The 21527-nt window shown below is 63.1% G+C and carries 11 protein-coding genes; 5 read left to right on the top strand and 6 right to left on the bottom strand.

What is annotated here, in order from left to right; all coding sequences use genetic code 11:
- Window positions 1-44: 44 nt before the first annotated feature.
- The 5 genes from FVP60_RS00300 to zapE form a co-directional block, all read right to left on the bottom strand.
- The gene (locus tag FVP60_RS00300; RefSeq protein WP_187240521.1) at window positions 45-11216 is read right to left on the bottom strand and encodes a DUF11 domain-containing protein; all 11172 of its coding nucleotides are present in this window, start codon (window positions 11214-11216) and stop codon (window positions 45-47) included.
- A gap of 256 nt (window positions 11217-11472) precedes the next feature.
- On the bottom strand, window positions 11473-12426 hold the full coding sequence (locus FVP60_RS00295; protein WP_281289116.1) for an EamA family transporter: 954 nt from the start codon (window positions 12424-12426) through the stop codon (window positions 11473-11475).
- Between the two features lie 72 nt (window positions 12427-12498).
- On the bottom strand, window positions 12499-13167 hold the full coding sequence (locus FVP60_RS00290; RefSeq protein WP_246132406.1) for a type II toxin-antitoxin system PemK/MazF family toxin: 669 nt from the start codon (window positions 13165-13167) through the stop codon (window positions 12499-12501).
- Between the two features lie 66 nt (window positions 13168-13233).
- Window positions 13234-14460, bottom strand: a complete 1227-nt coding sequence (locus FVP60_RS00285) for an ammonium transporter (protein WP_147824296.1) — start codon at window positions 14458-14460, stop codon at window positions 13234-13236.
- Between the two features lie 217 nt (window positions 14461-14677).
- Window positions 14678-15712 (bottom strand): cell division protein ZapE, encoded by a 1035-nt coding sequence (gene zapE / locus FVP60_RS00280; RefSeq protein WP_147824295.1) that lies wholly within the window; start codon window positions 15710-15712, stop codon window positions 14678-14680.
- Between the two features lie 128 nt (window positions 15713-15840).
- Between zapE and FVP60_RS00275 the strand changes: the two genes are divergently transcribed.
- Window positions 15841-16746, top strand: a complete 906-nt coding sequence (locus FVP60_RS00275; protein WP_147824294.1) for a sulfurtransferase — start codon at window positions 15841-15843, stop codon at window positions 16744-16746.
- A 23-nt stretch (window positions 16747-16769) separates the two neighbouring features.
- Window positions 16770-17213, top strand: coding sequence for a SufE family protein (locus FVP60_RS00270; protein WP_147824293.1), 444 nt, complete (start codon window positions 16770-16772; stop codon window positions 17211-17213).
- Here FVP60_RS00270 and FVP60_RS00265 read toward each other — a convergent pair.
- Window positions 17205-18455, bottom strand: coding sequence for an alpha/beta hydrolase family protein (locus tag FVP60_RS00265; RefSeq protein ID WP_147824292.1), 1251 nt, complete (start codon window positions 18453-18455; stop codon window positions 17205-17207). The two genes, FVP60_RS00270 and FVP60_RS00265, sit on opposite strands and share 9 nt — an antisense overlap.
- Before the next feature lie 79 nt (window positions 18456-18534).
- Between FVP60_RS00265 and FVP60_RS00260 the strand changes: the two genes are divergently transcribed.
- The 3 genes from FVP60_RS00260 (at window position 18535) to FVP60_RS00250 (ending at window position 21525) form a co-directional block, all read left to right on the top strand.
- On the top strand, window positions 18535-19062 hold the full coding sequence (locus tag FVP60_RS00260; RefSeq protein ID WP_246132479.1) for a DUF3000 domain-containing protein: 528 nt from the start codon (window positions 18535-18537) through the stop codon (window positions 19060-19062).
- On the top strand, window positions 19055-20248 hold the full coding sequence (locus FVP60_RS00255) for an HRDC domain-containing protein (protein ID WP_246132405.1): 1194 nt from the start codon (window positions 19055-19057) through the stop codon (window positions 20246-20248). Before FVP60_RS00260 ends, FVP60_RS00255 begins: the two co-directional genes overlap by 8 nt.
- Before the next feature lie 74 nt (window positions 20249-20322).
- A complete protein-coding gene (locus tag FVP60_RS00250; RefSeq protein ID WP_147824290.1) occupies window positions 20323-21525 on the top strand; it encodes a thiolase family protein in 1203 nt (400 codons plus the stop codon).
- Window positions 21526-21527: the final 2 nt, after the last annotated feature.

The following is a 21527-nucleotide window of genomic DNA, read 5'->3' as shown; positions in this document are numbered from 1 at the left end:
GCTGGGGGTGTGCCCGCAAGCACACCCCCAGCTTTATGAACGGATTACGCGTCAGTCGTGCGGCGTCGGCGACCGGTCAGGAGAAGACCACCACCGATGACCACGAGCGGCAGTGCCAGCAGCCCGAGGGCCGAAAGCTCGCCACCCGTAACCGGGATCGTGGTGACCTCGACCGTAGCCGTTGCCTCAGCCGTGGCGCCTTCAGGGTCGATCTCGCTCGTCACCGTCGCGGTGTTCGTGAGAACGCCGCGCGCGGTGTCAGCGACGGCAACCGTCATCGTGATCTGAACCCTCTCGCCAGCAGCGAGTGGTCCGTCGATCACGCAGGTCACGGTCTGACCAGAGGCCTCGCAGACATCGGTACCGTCTGCAGTTTGCGCCGAGACGAACGTGAGTCCGGCGGGCAGCTCGTCAACAAGGGTGATCGGGCCGAGGTCTTCGGTTGCGCCCTCGTTGCCGATGACCAGCACGTAGTCAGCAGTGCGTCCGGTGACGAGGGTGCCAATGAGGCTCTTCGTCAGCGTAAGCGCGCTCTGCGGTGCGACCGGGATCGTCACCGACGAGGAGTTGTCCTCCAGCGTCGATTCGTCTTCCGGGGTCGCCGCCGTCACCGAGGCCGTGTTGGTGGCCTCGGGGTACGCGCCAGCCTCAACCGCTGCGGTGATCGTTACGACAGGTGCCGTAGCACCCGGCGCGAGTTCACCCAGCAGGCACGACACCGCGTTGTCTTCAGTGATGACACAGACCCAGCCCTCGCCGGTCGCGCTGACGGCGGTAAGGCCAGCCGGCATGACGTCGGTGAGTGCCACGCCCTGAGCAGTGGACGGGCCAGCGTTGGTCACGCTGAGCTCGTACTGCACCTGGCTGCCGACAACGCCCGTCTCAACGGACATCGACTTCACGACCGCGAGGTCGATCAGGCTCGCCGTGGGGCCCGTGGCATCGTCAGTGTTGTTCTCCGGGTTGGGGTCCGGCGTGGTCGACGAGACCGTTGCCGTGTTTACAACGTCACCCAGCACGTCTGCGGCAACCGCCACCTGCATGGTGAGCGTTGCGCTCTCCCCCGCAGCCAATGGTTCCGCGAGCGTGCACGTCACGACGCCAGCAGCGTCAACGCACTCCGCAACGTCGGTCTCATCGATGCCGATGAACGTGAGCCCGGCGGGCATCGTGTCGACGACAACCACGTCGGTTGCGATGGACGGGCCCGCGTTGTGAACCTGCAGCGTGTAGGTCGCGTTTTCACCGGCAACGATGTTCGTCGCGAGCTCCTTCACGATCGACAGGTCTGCCGAGCGGTCGATCGGGGTGATCACCGTCGACGTGTCGGGCTCGTTCTCCTCCGGCTGCGGCGTGAGATCCGGCACGACAGTTGCCGTGTTCGAAAGCTCGCCCTCAGCGTCGGTCGTGAGCGTTCCCGTCATCGTGATGACCGGGGCCGCGCCAACCGGGAGATCCTCGGTGCGTGCGCACTCGAGCTCACCGTCGGTGACCTCACAAGTCCAGCCGTCACCCGACGCCGTCACGTTCGTGACGCCCGCAGGCAGCACGTCGGTGACAACGATCGGGTTCTCGACCGCGGCATCGGAGTTCGACGGACCGAGGTTCGTCACCGTGATCGTCCATGTCGCCGTCGTGCCAGCCGTGAAGCTCTCACTCTCGGTCGACTTGACGATCGTCAGGTCAGCAACCTCGTCAACGATCACCGTGTCGGTGCTCTCGTCAGGGTGCTCCTGCTCCTCCGGCTGCGGCGTGAGCGACTCCGTCACCGTTGCGGTGTTCGACAACTCGCCCGACACCGCCTGATCAATCAGAACCGGCATCGTAATGACAACCGACTCACCGGCCGCAATCGTGGACGTGACAGCGCACTCCACAACCTGCGGTGCCGCGTCATCCGGAACCACACACGTCGTCGCCGACGCATCCGCCGGTGCAAAGCTCACACCAGCAGGCAGCTCATCACGAACGATGATCGGCGAAGCCTCATCAGCACGCGAATCCGACGGACCGTGGTTCGTGACTGTGAACGTCCACTCGAACGCCGAGCCAGCAACAGCCGTACCCGTGTGTGTCTTCTCGATACCGAGGTCAGCCTCCGGCACCACAGTGACGGTGGCGTCATCCTCGACCGGGCCAGGAGCCGACGGCGACGTGACCTGCGCAACGTTCACGTGTGAGATGTCACCGATGTCGCTCGGCGACGTCGAAGCCACGATCCGCAGCACCGGCGCGTCACCGATCGGCAGCAGCACGCTGTCGCCGACGTCATCGGTGAGAACACACGTCACGAGTTGGTTGACGGCGTCACACGCCCACTGTGCACCGGAGTCATCGACGGTCTCCGCAGAGACAAACGTCAGACCGGCAGGCAGCGTGTCTGTGAGCACGACATCGGTCTCGGCCGAGTTCGGGCCATGGTTAGTGACCTCGACCAGGAACGAAGCGTTGGTACCAGCCGCAACAACCGCGCTTTCAGCAGTCTTGACAATCGTCAGGTTGCTCAGCGGTGCCACCGGGATGGTTTCGGTCGACGTGTTGTCGCCGAGCGTCGACGGGTCTTCCGGCGTGGCCGATTCGACCGTCGCCGTGTTGCTGACTTCGGGGTAAGCCTCAGCCTCGATACGGACAGTAACCGTCACCGGGGCGGCAGTCTCACCGGGCGCCAGCTCGCCGAGGAGGCACGAAACCTCGTTCACGGCGGTGATGACACACGACCAGTCGTCTCCGACCGCCGACAGCCCGGTCAGGCTCTCAGGCAGCGGGTCAGTGATGACGACACCGCGCGCCACCGAAGGGCCAGCGTTCGCGACGCTCAACGTGTACTGAAGTTCGGAACCAATGGCACCGATTTCGGTCTCCGTCGTCTTCGTGATCGACAGGTCGACAACGCTCGCCGTCGTGCCGGTGTGCTCGTCTTCGTTGTTTCCGGGCTCCGGGTCAGGCGTTGACGTTGTCACCTCCACGACGTTCGTCACGTCATCCAAGACGCCGGCGTCAACTGCCACGTGCAGCGTGAGCGTTTCAGACGCACCCGCCACCAGTGGTTCCACCAACGTACAGGTCACAACACCCGAAGCATCGGCACACGTAGCCACGTCGGTCTCGTCAATCGAGACGAATGTGAGTCCGTCAGGCAGTGTGTCGACGACGACTACGTCAGTAGCGTCCGACGGACCCGCGTTGTGCACGAGTAGCGTGTACGCCGCGTTCTTGCCCGCGATGATGCCAGTCTTCAGATCCTTCACGACCGAGACATCCGCCGACAACACGATTGGCGTGGTCGACGTCGAGGAGTCGGGTTCACCACCATCAGGCTGAGGCGTGAGGTCGGGTGTGACCACTGCGGTGTTCTCGACCACACCCGTCGCATTCGATTCGAGCATGCCGTTGACCGTGATCACGGGCGCAGCACCCACCGGGAGGTCAGTGGTGCGCACGCACTCGAGCACTCCGTCTGCAACAGCACACGTCCACCCGTCGCCCGTAGCCTCGACGTCGGTGACGCCTGAAGGAATCGCGTCAGTGATCCGGATTGGGTTTTCTGGCGTCGCGTCAGAGTTCGACGGACCGCGGTTCGTCACCGCGATGGTCCAAGAAACCGCCGTGCCTGCCAGGAATTCAGAGGCCGAAGCGGTCTTTACGACCGTGAGGTCAGCGACCTCGGTGATCGTCACCGTGTCGGTGTCTTCGTCCGGGTAGGTCTCGTCCTCGGGCTGCGGAGTCAGCGATTCTGTCACCGTTGCCGTGTTCGTGAGGTCACCCTTCGCGGTCTCTGCGATCATCACAGGGATCTTGATGACCACCGACTCACCGGCGGGGATCGTCGACGGGATGGCGCACTGGACCGATTGCGGGGCCGCGGGCTCCGGAACCACGCAGGTTGTGGTCGACGGGTCAGTAGGCGCGAAAGACACTCCCGCGGGCAGCTGGTCGGCGACCATAATCGGAGCCTCCGCGGTTGCCAACGAGTCAGACGGGCCGTGGTTCGTCACGGTCAGCGTCCACTCGAACGGCAGACCTGCCGTCGCGGTAGCGAGCGGATCGTGCGACTTCTCGATGCCGAGATCAGCCTTCGTCGTCACAACGACATCAGCAGTGTCACGCACGGGTGTCGTGGTCGAGCCCGAAGTTGCGTCCGCAACGTTCGTGAACCGCGTGCCTTCAACCTCGCTTGGCGATGTCGAGGCGACGATGCGAAGTACCGGCGCCGCACCAACAGGCAAGAACACTTCGGCGCCTTCCCCGTCGGTCAAGACGCACGAGATCAACTGATCTGCGACAGCGCACTGCCACTCGGCTCCGCCTCCGCCTCCGCCAGTCTCTACCGCTACGAGTGTCAAACCATCAGGCAAAGTGTCCGAAATCGTGACGGGCACTGCTGCCGCACTGGGGCCTTCGTTAGTGACCGCAATCTGGAACGCGGGCGTGTCACCGGCGGCGACCAACTCACGCTCTGCGGTCTTCTCGATGCTCAGAACACTGTTCGTCGTCACCGTAATGGTGTCCGTCGAGGTGTTGTTACTCGGAACCGGATCGACAGTCGTGGTGTTCACGGTAGCCGTGTTGGAAAGCACATCACCGCTCGCGAGCACCTGCCAGACGAACGTCTCGACGACGAAGGCCTTGGATTCGCCCGGTGCGAGGGCGCCGAGCGCGCATTCGAGCGTGCCCGGCATCTGGTGACACATGCCACCGTCCGGCGTCTCTAGGCCTGTGTAGTACAGGCCAGCAGGCAGCGCGTCGGTCAGCGTTACGTTCTGTGCGTCCGACGGACCATTGTTCGTAACGACGATGTCCCACTTGACCTTGGCGCCGGCGTCAACGGTGTCAGCTCGTGCAACCTTGCTGACCGAAATGTCAGCACGGGGCGTGACATCTACCGGGACGTTGTCCTCGTCGTTGTCCGGATTGGGATCTGTCGTCGTGCCGTCGACCACCGCAGTGTTGTCCAGCGTTGTCGCGGTGACGTTTGCGGCGAGCTTCACCGGGATAGTGATGACCCATTCGTCGTCTGCCGCCAGCACCTCAGTGCGCTCGCATGTGAGCGTGATGCGATCGCCGTCCGTCGCCGGGGTACATCCCTGCGGTGCTACACCATCCAACGTCATGCCGCCGGGCAGCCGATCTGTGACGGTGATCGGCGCCTGCGAATCAGACGGACCCTTGTTCGTGACAGTCAGGGTGTAGGTGGTGCCAGCGCCACCGGGAATCACCGACGCCGCCTGCACCGTCTTCACGATTTCAAGGTCAGCACTTGCGGACGAACCCGTCGTCGTGCTTGACGTGTCTTGGTCGGGCTCATGCGTGGACGACACCGTCGCCGTGTTCGTCAATTCGCCTCGGAAACCCGAGTCGACGGCAATGCGGTACGTCAACGTGAGGGTTCCACCGGGCGCAAGCTCACCGTCGTAGACGAACGTCTTGGGATCGGTTCCGAGTGACCAACCGTTGGCCGACAGGAGCTCCTGCAAGGTTGCACCTGCCGGTAGAACGTCGGTCACCCAAATTTCACGGGCGGTCGACGGTCCACGGTTGCCGATGACGAGCTGGTAATCGACGGTCTCACCCGGCACAACGTTTGCGGGCGGCTTGGGATCGATGATGGACTTTGAAATCGTCAAGTCCTCATCAATCGCAACGGGCGTGGTCGTCGTCGAGGAATCGTTCGAGTCGTCCGGGTCGTTGGTGACGCCCGGTGTAACCTTCGCCTCGTTAACGACATTGGTCCCGGCAGTCACGTTCGGAGCCACCTTGCCAGCGAGGTTGATCGTGATCGTCTCGTTGAGAGCCATGTCGTGCGTAACGAGGCAGGTCAGCGTGCCATCAGTGATGGAACAGTCCGCACCAGTGGGTAGGCCAACGAGAGTGACGTCTTTCACCTGTGCGGGGAGCGGGTCGGTCAGCGTAATGGGGTCCGCAACCGAGCCACGCGACACCGAAGGGCCGCGGTTCGTCAACGTGATGCTCCACGCAATGTCCTCACCGGCCATCACGGGGGCGACAGCTGGTGCCGTGACCCGCTTGGTGACGGCAAGGTCAGCAAGAGCCTCAATGATGCCGGTACCCGTCGACGTGTTGTTGTCGGGGGTGGGGTCATCAGTCGTTCCTGACACCGTTGCTGTGTTCGGGAACTCGGTGCCGGCGGCCACGTCAGCGGCGATCGTTGCCGTAACCGTAATCGGAGGCAACGCAGCCCCTGCAGCGAGCTGTTCGGCAGCGGGGCGGCTGCACTGTAACGGAGCAAGCGTGCATGCCCAGCCTTCGCCGGAGATGGTCGCAATCTGAACGCCCGTTACCGGCTCGAACACGTCGGATACCGAGACACCGACGGCGGGGTCTGTACCGTTGTTCTTGACAGTGAGGGTCCACGATCCAGTGCCACCAGCGACGAAGTCGTCGTTGGGCTCCTTAGTGATCTGCAGATCAGCACTATTGATAACGGCAGTGGCCGTGACCGGCGGTCCCTGGTACTTACCGGTGCCGCCATCATACGAAGTGCCGCCGGAGCGGTCTTCGACCTCGGTAATCGTCACCGTGTTCGTGTGCTTCTTCGTGCTGCCAATCTCGGTGCTCGGGCCAGGGATCGCGACATAAGTGATAGCAACGGACTCGTTCGCGCCGAGTGCGATGTCGCCGCCCACGTTGTTCCACGTCAGCTTCTGTCCTGCGATCGTCGGCGGTGCCGCAATGCCCGCGCCACCCCGAACGGAGAGGACAGCGGAATCGGCCTTGTAGGACCATCCAGCAGGCAGCACGTCATCAATCGACACGTGCTGCGCGATGTCAGCGCCCGGTGCGTTCGTCAGCACAACACGGAACGTCACTTCCTGACCCCGAACAACGGGGTTCAGCGTCACTTGCGACTTCGCAGCGGAAACGTAAGGGAACTTAGGCGTGACCGTCTCCGTAGCCGGCGCCGTTGGGCCGTACTTCGAACCCGCGCCACCATCGAGGGAGTTCCACTCGGTGATGCGTACGCTGTTCGTCAGAGTGCCGGGTTTCAGCTGTGCCGCGGCATCGAGCCGGGCACTGTACGTCAAGTGCACACTCGCGCCCGGCGTGATGCTGTCGACAGTCCAGGTCAGCGTGCGCGCGGTCGCATTCCATATGCCGCCGCCAGCGACAGTGCCGCCGTTGGCGACAGGGGTGCCGGAACCATCAAGAATGACGATGCCAGCGGGAACCGTGTCGACGATGAAGGCATCGTAAGCGGTCTCCTGCGAGGAGTTTGTCGCCGTCACGCTGTACGTCGCGCGGTCAGTCTGCCCCAGAACGTCGTCAGTAACAGACTTCGCAATCGCGAGCTGCGGGTGACGCACGGTCGTCGTCGCGGCGTCATTCCGCGACGAATCGAACGGCGAGGTCGACGACGTCGGCGGGGTACGCTCCTCCGAATTCCAGCGGAGCTGAGCAGTGTTGACCCGGTTGCCTGCTGCCGGAATCGGTGAGGTCTGGAGCTTGGCCTTGACCGTGAACGTCATGACGCGGTCGACCGGCGCTGCAGCGATCGTGCCAAGCGACATAGCCAGCACATTCGCGGGCGACGTCAGCCGGTCGTTCGTCGATACGCACGCGGTCGTCCACGCGGCATCGCACGAGACGGAAACCACGGCATCGCTCGCGCTACCGAACCCAGCAGGGAACGTGTCGGTCACAACAGCGTTGTACAAAACCACGTTCTTCGGAACGGTGACCTGAATCGTCCAGGTCGCCGTCTCACCCGGAACCATGGTCAAATCCACAACGTCCTTGACGATCCTGGGTTCGGTGGTGCGCACGGTTGCCGTGGCCGACTTCGTGTACGTGTCACGCGAGGTGCCATCGGCCAGCGGGTGTGACTTGGCCGTCACCGTTGCCGTGTTGAGGTACGCGGTGTCAGCCGCAACACCGGCCGGGATCACGACGGTGTACTGAGCGGTCTGTGCCGCAGTGGTGAGGGCGTTCGGCGGCGTCCACGTCATCTTGTTGGTGCCAGTGGCACAACCGTTGGTTCCGTTACCTGGCACGGGGCCCGCGACATTAGCTGCGGTCACCCATGTCGGTGACTGCAACGCACCAGGCACGCAGTCTACGACAACTGGGCTATGTGCGGGCGAGCGATTAGCGGTATTTGCCGCGGTGAGCGTGTACGTCACCGTGTCGCCACCAGCGGCCGTCGCTTTGTCGGCACGCTTAAGGATCGTAGGTGCCGGCTCAACGACCGTTACGGTTCTGGTTTGCTCACCACGAGCAATCAGTGTCTCCGACGCCGCGGTTGCCGTCGAGTGGAACCGCGCCGTGTTGTTGATGTTCGCGTTGTGGCGGTTTGCGTTGATGTCGGTGACTCGCGCTTCGACAAACACCGTAAAGACGGCGGGGTCCGCCGACTCATTCGTCCACGTCACCGGGAATGCTAGGGCCCCCGTGTTCGAACACAGCGTGAAAGCGTCATCGTCATTCGTGCACGAGCCAGAAGGCACGGCAACGAAGCCGGGCACATTCTGGGCCGACGCGGTCGCCGAAAGAATCGTCATCTGCGACGGCTGCGCGAAGGTGTCGGACAGGATGCCACGGAAGACGCTCGTCTTGCCGGGAACCGTCACCGAATACTGGTACGTAACCGTTTCGCCAATCGTGGCCTGGCCGGTCAGGTTATTGCCGCTTTCATCGCGGCTCGTCTTAACCACGGTCTTCGCGACGCCAACACCCGGCAGGGTTACATGGGCAGTGTCCGCAGCTTGAGGTGCATTTTTGTCTTCGTTCGGGTAAGCACTGACCGGGTTCTCCGGGTAGAAGGTCACGGAACCATCGGTTGTGCCGTCGGTCGTCGGGACTTCGTAGCGCGTGACCGCAGCCTGGTTCTGGTGCGTTGATCCGATAGACGACGGCGTCGGAACCGTCACCGTGTACGCCAAGGTGAGGGTCTCCCCTGCAGTGAACAGCTGGTCAGGGCCCAGGCTCGCACCACTCAGCGTCCAGGTGATTCGTCCGTCGGCGCACGTTGCATTGGCCGGAACGATGAGGTCGTCACACGCGAAGGCGGTCGGGAGTACGTCCCACACCTCAACTTCGTTGACCGCGGTGGTGCCGTTGTTGGTGATCGCGAGCGTGTAGTTGAGCTGTTGTCCCTCGACCACGGGCGTCAACGCCTCCTGGCCATTGACCTTCTTGTCGAGCGCAAGCGGGGGCGGCGGAGCCAGCGATATGTCGACGTCGTCGCGGGCGGCGATCGTATTGCCCGCACCGTCGGTGTAACGAAGCTTTGCGAGGTTGCCGGTCAGGTCAACGTCACCGTCGGTGGGGACGGACGTAACTCTCATCAGAACGTCGAGCACCAGGACACTGCCCAGTGGCGTGAAGAACGGGCCCGTCGTGTCACCAGGGGCGCGAGCACCCGTGATCCACGCGTCCCTGTTAGGAATCGGGGTCACATTCGCGACGTTGTTTCCGGGGCCGACGGCCCACGAAACCATTTCTGCACCATCGGGGAGAAAGTCCGTAATGACCGCGTTTCGCGTTGCGACTCTGGTCGGGTAGTCGACCTTGATTCGGAAGCACACCAGATCACCGAGCTGCAGGAGCGGTCCGTTTTCGCCCACGAATTCGCCGGGAGGAGCGACCGCGCAACTTGTGCTCGCGCCGTCGACAGACTCGATCTGCTGACGGCCGGGGTTTGACCATACCGTCTTGGTGATACCCGCACCGCTCGTCGCGAGAGATGCCGAGGAACCATTCTCCACATCGCGCGAGTCCTGGTCGACGGTGTTGCCGGTAGCGGGGTCAGTGACGCCCGTCAGCTCCACCGTGCTCGGGAACGTGTCGCCAGCCGAGGTGCTGAAACCGTTCGAGTAGCGGTCACGCATGAACGCCTGGTAGGTCACCACAACGTCTTCATCCGCGGCCAAGTCGGCCACATCAAACGTGATTGTGAACGTATCATCACCGTTGTCCACGGCGCTCGTCATGGTTCCGCCCGTGACAACGCCCACCGTCTTGGGGCAGTCGGTCGGCAGGATCCCGGAAACCCCCGCAGGCAGGAGCGGGCAGAGCCCGTCGGGCAGACGGTCGACCAGCACGATCTCAGACGAGTCAACGTACTCGCTCGAACGCACGCTCAGCGAGTAGGTAGCGATACCACCGACAACGAACTCGTTGACATTCACGCTCTTCACCACACCGGTGTCGAGCACGGTGACCGTTTCGGAGTCAGTAACCGTCACTTCCCTGGGCGTTTCACCGGCCACGGCGCCGGAGTAGACACCGGTTGTGGTCGCGGTGTTCTTGACGGCATCGCCCGCGATAGCGGGGCGGGTCGGGGCGCCATTCGCAACGCCACCGGGCGCGGTGATCTGGTTCAGGCCAATAAACGCGGTGTAGTTGAGCGTAACGATCTCGCCCGCGCCCACACGTTCCAGATTCCACGTGAGTTCGGTGAAGACTTCGCCGTCGACTTCGACGATGCGCGAGGTGCACGGGAAATCGCCCGAGGCGCACTCAACGAGCTGGAAGTCGGCGGGCAGAAGGTCAACGACGACGACATCGTCGGTGCCCGCAGCGGTAGCGGCGGTAACTGTCAGTTCGTACTCCGCAGCATTCGCGGGGCCACGATAGACCTCAAGCTCCGGGTCTTTCTCGCTCTTCTTGAGCTCGATCGGCAATACCGAAGCGGTGGTCTCTTGCGAGCCACCGGCGTCAGCGCGGCTCACGACGGGCTGGCCGTTGGCATCAATCGTGACCCGCGGCACTCGACGCTCATCGGAGTTGGCGTACAGGCCGCCGCCGATCTGGATCGTCGATCCGACCGGGTAGCGATGGTTGAAGGGCGTGACCGTGAAATCAATGTCGATACTCGACCCCGTCGGCAGGTCGGCCACGTTCGGCCACACCAATACCTGAGCCTTCTGGTCGGGGAAGGCGGGATCCGGAATCCACTCCAGAATCTGCGGAGCGCCCGCATCCGGCGGGCTCGTGGAGCCCGCGTCGTACGTCACGCCGTGCGGAAGTATCACAACGACACTGCCGTTGTATAGGTCAGGCGTGGCATTGGCGTTCTTGCCCGAGACCGAGACCGAACTCTTCCCACCAGCAAGAACGTCTGTCGCCGAGACCGTCGTATCGATCGCGTTAGCGAAGCCGCCCGCTGGCGGCGTCGGAACCGCTGCCTGGGCGGGTTGCACCGCCAAAAGGCTTGCAATAAGAACGAAGATCGCGGTGATGGCTGGCGTTCGCGTCAACCCGAATGACTTCGTTCGCTTTTTAAACTTGGACGGTTTGGGAGGCAAACCGGCAACAGACATTTATAAACTCCCACACGGAGCGCAGATCGTGCGCGTTAGGGCTATCAAAACTTGCAGACAAAATTCAACTTATTTTGATTCAACACGCAAAATGCGAACCAGTCAAACGATGACCGCCGCGTTTAATGCACTGACACCAGTAATTTCACGCGATCGCGATTGCCGTGCCAGGCAACTTTCTACACAGTCAACCCTACTTCGCGTTGAGTTCGGCCGCCGTGGGCAACACGATCGGTACCGTGCCAGTCGTTGTCAGCACCGCTTGGCCGCTGATCGTGACAGGCTCACCGCGCTTGGCTCGCGCTCCCCCAACAATGAGAAACACCAGCGCAACCAGAATCGGGCCGTATACAAAAATATCTGTCAGGCCTAGGGCATAGCCGAGAGCAACGGCGGCCGCCAACAGCAGCACCGGCTCCAGGTAGCTGAGAAGCCCGAATAGTCCGAGCGGTAGCCACGTCGAGGCCATAATGTACAGCGTCATCGCGATACCGCTCAGCCCCACGACGACGAGAAGCGTGGGTGTTGATGCCGGCGCCGTCCCCGTGACGAAAGCACCGGTTCCGATGAAGAACGCTGCGGGAATCAGCAGCAGTAAGGCTTCCATGAGAAAGACGTGCTTCGTGTCCATGTCAAACCAACGACGCAGCGCGAAGTACACCGGGTAGAGCCCCGCGATCAGCAGCACCGGCCAGCCCACCGAGCGCGTCGACACCAGCTGCGCCAGCACGCCGACCGCAGCCGCAATAACCGCGGCGCGCTGCCACGGCGACATGGCGTCGCGAAACAGCACGCGTCCGACGAGCACCATGACGAGTGGCAGCAGAAAGTACCCCATCGCGACATCTTGGGAGCGCCCGTTGGCGCTTCCCCACATAAAGACCCAGAGTTGAAACCACATGATCGTGGTGCAGACCAGCAAGACAAGGATGCGGGTCGCGCTGGTCACGATGCGTTTCGCGTCGGCGACAAACTCGCGGCGCTGGCTACGCGGGATATGCACCGCCGCCAACGCCAGCACGATAAAGACAACGCGCCAAGCCGTCACTTCTTCTGACGTGAAGCCATCGAGGCGTGCGCCGAGGAGAGCAACCGCGCCAAACAGAATCGATGCGATAACGGATACAACAACGCCGCGTACGGGGATCGCGATGGCAGGGCGAGGATTGATTTCAGGCTCCGATCAACAACCTATCTAGCCTACCCGCCGTGCGTGAAGCTACTTACCGGCGACCGCCCAGCCGTAGCGACGCACGAGGGCGTCTGCGACCACGGCAAACCGCTTGAGATCGAGGGCCGCGGCTTCGCGTCGCATCCCGTCGTGATGCACGCTGTAGACCTGGTCGATGTCGACCCAGCTCGGCCGCCCCTGCGGATCCCAGGCCCCCGAACCAATCGAGAGGTAGTCGCGGTCACCATCGTGCGACTTGCTGGTAAGGCGCACGGCGTACACCCGGTCACGGTTCTGACGGCCGATGATCAGCACGGGTCGGTCCTTGCCGCGGCCGTCGTTCTCTTCGTAGGGCACCCACGTCCAGATGATCTCGCCAGCATCCGGGTCATTGTCGGTTGACGGGTCGTAGCTGATCGTCAGCTTGCCCTTCGCAGGCGGCGCGATTTCGATCGTGCGGGAGTCGTCCAGCTGCCCAACACTGATGTCGTCGCCACCACGCGATGGTGACTTGCTTCCGGCAGCCGACGACGTGGTTCCGCCCGACGGCTTCTTCGGTTTCTTGTGCGGCTGCGGCTTGAGCTTGGCGCTACCCGCACCGCCCTGAGGTCGTGACGTGCCGCCAGCCGATCCACTGGTTCCGCTCGACTTCGACGACGTCAGCAGTCGAAGGAGCATTTCGATGAGTTGTCGGATCCAGCCGGTGTTATTCGCCACCTGACTACTGTACCCACGCCACAGGGGGCGCCGCTTTGCCGGCACCCCCTGTGGATTGAGGTTCGCTTAGACGCGCTCCTCCATGAGGTATCCCTCTTCGCCGTGGACGGCGGTGTCCACGCCGGCGAGTTCGTCCTCGTTCTTGATGCGGAATCCCATCGTCTTTTCAATGATCAGACCAATCACGTAGGCGACGACGAAGGAGTAGATGAGCACGCCCAGCGACGACAGCACCTGCAGCACGAGCTGCGATGCGTCACCACCCGTCAGCAGGCCGACGTTCGTGCCGAAGAAGCCGATAGAAATGGTTCCGATGAGGCCGCCAACGAGGTGGATTCCCACGACGTCCAGCGAGTCGTCGTAGCCGAGCTTCCACTTAAGCTCAACCGCGAAGCAGCACACGGCACCGGTGATCAGACCGAGCACGAGCGCCCAGCCCGGCGCCAGGTCAGCACACGCCGGCGTGATCGCCACGAGCCCCGCAACCGCCCCCGAGACAGCGCCGACCGAGGTGGGCTTGCCGACCTTGATCTTTTCGATCACGAGCCAGCCGACGATCGCGGCTGCCGTCGCACCCAGCGTGTTGATGACGATGAGCCCGACCCGGCTGTCTTCGGTACCCAGCAGACCGAACGTGCCCTCAGCGCCCGCGTTAAAACCGAACCAGCCGAACCACAGCAGCGCAGCGCCAAGAAGAACGAGCGGCACGTTGTGCGGCTTCTGAATGCCTTTCTGAAAGCCCAGGCGCTTGCCCAGCACGATGGCGAGGGCGAGGGCCGCTGCACCGGCGTTAATGTGAACCGCGGTGCCACCGGCGTAGTCAATCGTGGTGGTGTCGAAGCCGAAGAACTCGCCGAGCGAGAATGCCCAGCCACCACCCCATACCCACGCGGCGACCGGGAAGTAGACGAGCGTCGCCCAAACGCCGACGAAGATCATCCACGAACCGAACTTTGCGCGGTCGGCGATGGCACCCGAGATCAGAGCAACGGAGATGATGGCGAACGTCGCGCCGTACGCGATCCCAACGAGCTGATCGCTTGACGCGTTTGCCAGCCCAAAGTCACTGAACGGGTTGCCGGCAAAGTCTGTCGGGTTCTCGACAACGCTCATGTTGGCGCCGTAGAGAATCCACAGCACCGCGACCAGCGCGATCGCGCCAAAGCTCATCATCATCATGCTGATGACGCTCTTCGCTTTGACGAGGCCGCCGTAAAAGAATGCAACGCCCGGGGTCATCACAAGCACGAGTGCGGTTGCGGTCACCGCCCAAGCGAGGTTTCCACTGTCCATGTCGTTCCTCAATCCGTTAGGGTCCCGGATTGATGTGAACTTCAACCGGGTGAGCCCAGTGTCACGGTCGTGAGTTTCGAGAAACGATCATGTTGTGTTTCGCGTCGATTACGCGTCGGCGCCGTCTGTTAACAACCTGTTTCGAAAAGCCGAAAGCCTGGCTCGCATCCCCTACTGAAGTGCAGGGAGAGCGGAACCGGGCCCCCGGGCTGAAGAGTTAAGAGTGCGTCTGCGCGTTAAGACGCGAAATCGCGCGGAGGTACTTCTTGCGGTAGCCACCGCCGAGCATCTCTTCGCTAAACACCTGGTCGAGCGGAGTGCCGGTCGCGCGCATCGGAATCTGTGCGTCATAAACACGGTCTACGAAAGCCACGAAACGAAGGGCTTCGCTCTGGTCGGTGAGCGTGTGTACGCCACGCAAGCCCACCGCGCTGAGGCCGTCGATGAGACGGATGTACCGCGATGGGTGCACGAGCGCGAGGTGACGAATGAGGTCGTCGAAGGCATCGTCTGACGCACCGCCGGCCTGTGCGAACTCCGCGACCTGGGTGTCGTAGTCAGCCTCGCCCAGGGCGATCGCGTGCCCATCGAGCGCACGCTGGCGGTAATCGGTGCCGTCGATGCGAATCGTCTGAAAGCTGTCGCTCATCGCGTGAATCTCGCGCAAGAAGTCTTGCGCGGCGAATCGCCCCTCGCCGAGCGCGTTCGGAGGCGTATTGCTGGTGGCTGCCAACTTGGTTCCGGAGCGCACCAACTCCCCCAGCATGCGCGTCATCACCATGGTGTCGCCCGGATCGTCGAGCTCGAACTCATCAATGCACAACAGGCCGGCACCTGAGAAGTGCTCGACGGTGTTCTTGTAACCGAGCGCTCCGACGATAGCGGTGTACTCAATGAACGATCCGAAGAACTTTCGCCTCGCCGGCATCGAGTGATAAATCGACGCCAGCAGGTGCGTCTTACCAACACCGAACCCACCATCGAGATAAACGCCTGGCTTCATCTCGGGCTCTTTAGGCTTGCGAGAAAACAAACCGCCGCGCTTGATCGGGCCGGAACCAACGGCGAACGTCGTGAGGAGATCTTTCGCCTCCTGCTGTGACGGGAACGCAGGATCAACCCGATACGTGTCAAACGTCGCACCGTCAAACTGCGGCGGCGGAACGAGGCTCGCCAACATGTCGGCGCCACTCACCTGAGGATTACGGTCTGTCAGATGGACAACGCCCACCGGGGCTGCATTCGCGGTCATGGTTTCCTGTGTCGAACTTTTACGAAAACGTGCCGCGTCGAGCGCAGAGCCATAGGCTTGAAAGGCACGGTGTCAACCCTACGCCGTCTCTGAACCACACTTCACCCCTTTCACCCCGAGGAGTCCTCGTGCCTATCGAGTTCGACACAACTTCCGAGAAGTTCGCCGCGTACGCGCACCCAGAGAAGTTGGTGACCGGCGAGTGGCTTCAAGAGCGCCTCGGCCAGCCCGGCCTCGTCGTCGTTGAATCCGATGAAGACGTCTTGCTGTACGAAGTCGGGCACATTCCCGGTGCCGTGAAGGTTGACTGGCACACCGAGCTCAACCAGCCCGTCGTCCGCGACTACGTCGACGGTGAAGGCTTTGCCGAGCTGCTGAGCCGCAAGGGCATCTCTCGCGACGACACCGTCGTCATTTACGGCGACAAGACCAACTGGTGGGCAGCGTACGCGCTCTGGGTATTTGAGCTGTTCGGCCACGCAGATGTGCGTCTGCTCGATGGCGGCCGCGACAAGTGGATCGCCGAGGGCCGCCCGCTCACGACCGAGCGCACCGAGCGCGCGGCGACCGAGTACCCGGTTATCGAGCGCGACGACAGCGTGATCCGCGCCTACAAGGATGACGTTCTGGCTCACCTCGGCAACCCGCTCATCGATGTGCGTTCGCCCGAGGAATACTCCGGCGAACGCACCACGGCACCTGCCTACCCCGAAGAGGGCGCCCTGCGCGCGGGCCACATTCCGTCGGCACAGTCGGTTCCGTGGTCGAAGGCCGTTGACGAGGACGGTGGCTTCAAGTCACGCGTCGAGCTTGACGCCCTGTACCGCGACGGCGCTGGCCTGAACGACGGCGACAGCATTGTTGCGTACTGCCGCATCGGCGAGCGCTCCTCGCACACCTGGTTCGCGCTCAAGTACCTGCTCGGATTCGACGACGTTCGTAACTACGACGGCTCGTGGACCGAGTGGGGCAGCAGCGTGCGCGTGCCGATCGTTGACGGCACGGAGCCCGGCGAGGTTCCCGTCCGCCGCTAAAGCGCCGTGGGAGAATGGAGAGGATGAGCACTTCACCTCTCCCCCAGACCCTCGCGGACATCCGCGAAGACTTCCTCGAGTTGGAGCAGCAGGATCGCCTGCTGCTCCTTCTTGAGTTTGCGAACGAATTGCCGGCTATTCCGGCCAAGTATGAGGGGCACCCGGAGCTTCAAGAACGGGTCATCGAATGCCAGTCGCCGGTGTACATCGTCGTTGATGTCGATGAGAACGACGTGGTATCGATGCACGCGACGGCGCCGAAAGAAGCGCCAACCACGCGCGGCTTCGCCAGCATCCTCGCACAGGGGCTCACCGGTCTCAGTGCCGATGAGGTACTCGCCATTCCCGATGACTACCCGCAGTCGATTGGCCTCACGAAGGCGGTCTCCGCGCTTCGCATCGGCGGCATGACCGGCATGCTCATGCGCGCCAAGCGTCAGGTGCGCGAGAAGAAGTCGTCAGTCTGATTCTTCGGCGGTGACGCGGTCTTCTTCGTCATCGCGGGCAACGACGTCGAGCGGAACCATGGGGCTCGCGTTTTGCAGGGCCAGCGCCCAGGCGGTGATCGCGTTGGTCCACCGCGTCTCGTCGTAGTTCCACAGTTTGGTGTGGCGCGCGACGGTGAAGCTCTCCAGCGTGACGAGATCAGGCCGCGCCGCAGCCAACGCGCGTGAGGCGTCAGACGGCACGAAACCATCGTCGTCCGAGTGCAAGATCAGCATCGGAAGCCGCAGCGCATCGGCACGCTGCAGCATGTTCATGTCGTTGAACGGAATCTTTCCCTCCGCTCCGGCGACCTTCGCGCCCAGCGGGGTCTCCAGTGCCGCGACCGCGAGTGTTCCGATCGCCGCAGGCACCCGGTTGAGCTCGGCCTGATACGCCAGCACATCACGCCAGTTGACGACCGGTGAGTCGAGAATGACACCGGCGATGAGCGCCGCGTGCGGAGACTGCAACATGGCCTGCATCACGATGGCTCCACCCATCGACCATCCCATGAGCACGATGCGCTTGGCGCCGTTGCGGCGCGCATACGCCATTGCGGCGTCAACATCGCGCCACTCCGTTGAGCCGAGCCCGTAGGTTCCGGAGGCACTGCGCGGGGCATCACCGTCGTTGCGGTACGAGACGATAAGCGTGGTGTACCCAAGTGCATCAAAGACGGGTGCCGCCCGCAGGGTTTCTGCTCGCGTGGTTCCGCGTCCGTGCACCACGATGGCCCAGGTATCACCGCCAGGGAACAACCATGCGGGGCTTGGGCCGACTGCGGTGCCGATCAGTTCTGGCGTGTAGTCCAGCCGCAGGTCGTCGGGGCTGTCGTAGTACCAACCCGAGAAAATCGCCTCGCGGTCAAGGCGCGAGGTCGCATCGACCTGGGTCAGGAGCTTGCGCGTTACCGTATCGTCGGTCGTGGAGAGTACGGCACCCAACTTCAGGTAGTCCTGTGTGCCCGACACGTGCAGGCCGTAGCGGCCGGGGAGCTCGGTATCTGGCGTGCGCGAAAGTGTGATGGTTTGAGCGCGCAGATCGAGCGCATCAATTCGCGTGTCTGGCTCACGTTTACTCGGCGTTACCACGCGCTTCGCCATCAGCAGCGACGCCGCACCGATTGCGCTTGCCGCAAGGAGCGTGGCACCACCAACAATGCCCATAGTGACGCGAATAGCCGTGACGAAGGGCAACGAAACGGCGCGCCTGGAAGTCTTCATGCAGGTCTCATTCTAGTCTGGCGCCGTGACGGAAGATTCGGGACTGAGCGCAGAGTTCAGCCATGCCCGCGAACTCGTGATGGCGCTGGCGCTGCGGGATGACTTGGCGGTGCGCGAGATTCCGGCACCGACGGGCCTTGCGCCCGAATCTCTCGCCCTCGCGGGAGACGTACGCCCCGGCGAAGATGGCGAGTCGTTGTACGGAACCGGACGGCTCGTGTTGCTGCATGATCCGGAGATTCCGGATGGCTGGGAAAGCCCGTGGCGCATCGTGTGCTTTGCCCAAGCACCGCTAGAAACCGAGATCGGCATCGACCCGCTGCTCGCGGAGGTAGCCTGGTCTTGGCTGACTGACGCGCTCGCTTCACACAACGCTCCCTACCGCGCGGCCTCTGGCACGGCAACCAAAACCCTGTCACGGGGTTTTGGAACGCTCGCCGACGAGGGCGATGGGGCGCAGATCGAGTTGCGCGCATCATGGTCACCGACAGACAACATTGCGGGCCACGTGGCCGCCTGGGCCGAGCTGGTTTGCATGCTCGCCGGGCTGCCGCCAGGGTCAGAGCGCATCGCCGTACTTGGTGCGAGAAAGGCCGAGCGTGACTGAATATCACGTCATCGATGAGGCTTCCGAGTTTGCCGAGGCGCTGGAGCTGTTAAAGAGCGGAACCGGGCCCGTCGCCGTCGACGTTGAGCGGGCCTCCGGATTTCGCTACTCGCAGCGTGCGTACCTGATTCAGGTGTATCGCCGCGGCGCGGGGGTCTTTCTGTTTGATCCGCCTGCCATTGGGGACTTCTCCGGGCTGCAAGAGACGATTGGCGACGTTCCGTGGCTGTTGCATGCTGCGAGCCAAGACCTCCCCTCTCTGCACGAAGAGGGTCTGTACCCCAGCGCCATCTTCGACACCGAACTGGCGTCGCGTCTGTTGGGGTACGACCGCGTCGGCCTCGGCGCCGTGATTGAACGCACGCTGGGCATCACCCTGGCCAAGGCGCACTCCGCAGACGACTGGTCGACAAGGCCCCTGCCGCAGTCTTGGCTGGAGTACGCGGCGCTTGACGTATTGCATCTGGTCGACGCCTACGAGATCGTGAACGCCGAGCTGGAAGAACAGGGCAAGACCGAGATCGCGCGTCAAGAGTTCGAAGCCGTGCGACTGAAAGAGCCAAAGCCACCGCGGGAAGATCCATGGCGGCGCCTCAGCGGGCTGCACAGCGTTCGTGGTCGACGCAACCTCGCGGTCGCCCGCTCACTGTGGCAGGCACGTGAAGATTTTGCACGCGCACAAGACGTTGCCCCTGGTCGCTTGGTTCCGGACCGCTCACTGGTTGCCGCAATCATGGCTGACCCGTCATCAAAGCAGGAGCTCAGCGCACTCAAGTCTTTCAACGGCCGCGCAAGTCGCAGCCAGCTCGATCGGTGGTGGGCGGCGATCGAGGCCGGTCGCGCAGCTGAAGATCTCCCGATGGATCGCGTACCGAGTGACGCCCTGCCACCGCCCCGCGCGTGGGCGGACCGCAACCCGGCAGCCGATCTTCGCTACAAGACGGCACGCCCGGCTATTGAGGCTGCGGCCGAGGCGCTTCACATGCCAACCGAAAACCTGCTCACCCCCGAGTTTCTGCGTCGGGTTTCGTGGGATCACCCGGGCGATGACGCCGAATCGGTAGGCAATGCACTCCGCGCCCTCGGTGCACGCGAGTGGCAGATTGAGGAAACCTCACAGATTATCGCCGACGCCTTTGTAGAAAGCCTTCAAACGCCCGTCGAGACGCCGGAAACCGCTTCGTAGATTCAGCCCAACCAATTCCACTCCCCCCAAGCGCCTGCATAGGCTGGACTAAATCCCACAAACTTGGAGGCAGAGTGGCCGAGATTTCGGACGTCTACTTCGTCGATGGCATGCGTACCCCCTTCGGGCGTGCCGGCGAAAAGGGCATGTACTGGAACACCCGCGCGGACGACCTCGTCGTGAAGGCGATGATCGGTCTTATGGACCGCAACCCCGATGTGCCGAAGGACCGCGTCGACGACGTTGCCATCGCCGCGACGACGCAGCAGGGCGACCAGGGTTTGACGCTTGGCCGTACCGGCGCGATCCTCGCCGGACTCCCGCAGACGGTTCCGGGCTTTGCGATTGACCGCATGTGCGCCGGCGCCATGACGAGCGTCACCACGATGGCCGGCTCCATCGGCTTCGGAATGTACGACATCGCCCTCGCCGGTGGCGTCGAGCACATGGGCCGTCACCCCCTCGGTGGCAACGCCGACCCGAACCCCCGCTTTCTTACCGAGAAGCTGGTCTCGGCTGACGCCCTCAACATGGGCATCACGGCCGAGCGCATTCACGACCGCTTCCCGCACCTCACCAGGGAGCGCGCAGACCGCTTCGGCATGCTGAGCCAGCACAAGGCGCAGGCCGCGTACGACGCTGGCAAGATCCAGCCCGACCTGGTTCCGGTCGCCGTCAAGGACGCCACCGGCGCGTGGGGTCTGGCAACGGAAGATGAGGGCCGCCGCCCCGAGACGACGATGGAGGGCCTCGCAACCCTCAAGACACCGTTCCGCCCGCACGGTCGCGTGACCGCAGGCACCGCCTCTCCCCTCACCGATGGCGCGACGATGTCGCTGCTGGCGAGCGGAACCGCGGTGACCGAGCTGGGTCTTCGTCCGAAGATGAAGATGGTTTCGTTCGCATTCGCGGGCGTCGAGCCGGAGATCATGGGCATCGGTCCGATCCCGTCGACGGAGAAGGCGCTGAAGAAGGCCGGTCTCACGATCAACGACATCGGCCTGTTTGAGCTCAACGAAGCCTTCGCCATTCAGGTGATCTCGTTGCTTGACCACTTCGGTATCGCAGACGATGACCCCCGCGTTAACCAATGGGGCGGCGCGATCGCGCTCGGTCACCCGCTGGCTGCTTCTGGCGTGCGCCTCATGATTCAGCTTGCCGCGCAGTTTGAGGAGCGCCCCGACGTGCGTTATGGCCTCACCGCGATGTGCGTTGGTCTTGGTCAGGGTGGCTCGGTCATCTGGGAGAACCCGTTCTACACCGGAAAGAAGAAGTAATC

The organism is Microbacterium mitrae (assembly GCF_008017445.1).
Taxonomy (GTDB): Bacteria; Actinomycetota; Actinomycetes; order Actinomycetales; family Microbacteriaceae; genus Microbacterium; species Microbacterium mitrae.
The sequence above is the reverse complement of the archived record's forward strand: the minus strand, read 5'-3'. Positions and strand labels throughout refer to the sequence as shown.

Excerpts from the sequence above, each read along its gene's own strand:
- zapE (WP_147824295.1), bottom strand. The coding sequence starts at position 15,712 with ATGACCGCGAATGCAGCCCCGGTGGGCGTTGTCCATCTGACAGACCGT.
- FVP60_RS00285 (WP_147824296.1), bottom strand. The coding sequence starts at position 14,460 with ATGGACAGTGGAAACCTCGCTTGGGCGGTGACCGCAACCGCACTCGTG.
- FVP60_RS00265 (WP_147824292.1), bottom strand. The coding sequence starts at position 18,455 with ATGAAGACTTCCAGGCGCGCCGTTTCGTTGCCCTTCGTCACGGCTATT.
- FVP60_RS00260 (WP_246132479.1), top strand. The coding sequence starts at position 18,535 with ATGGCGCTGGCGCTGCGGGATGACTTGGCGGTGCGCGAGATTCCGGCA.
- FVP60_RS00270 (WP_147824293.1), top strand. The coding sequence starts at position 16,770 with ATGAGCACTTCACCTCTCCCCCAGACCCTCGCGGACATCCGCGAAGAC.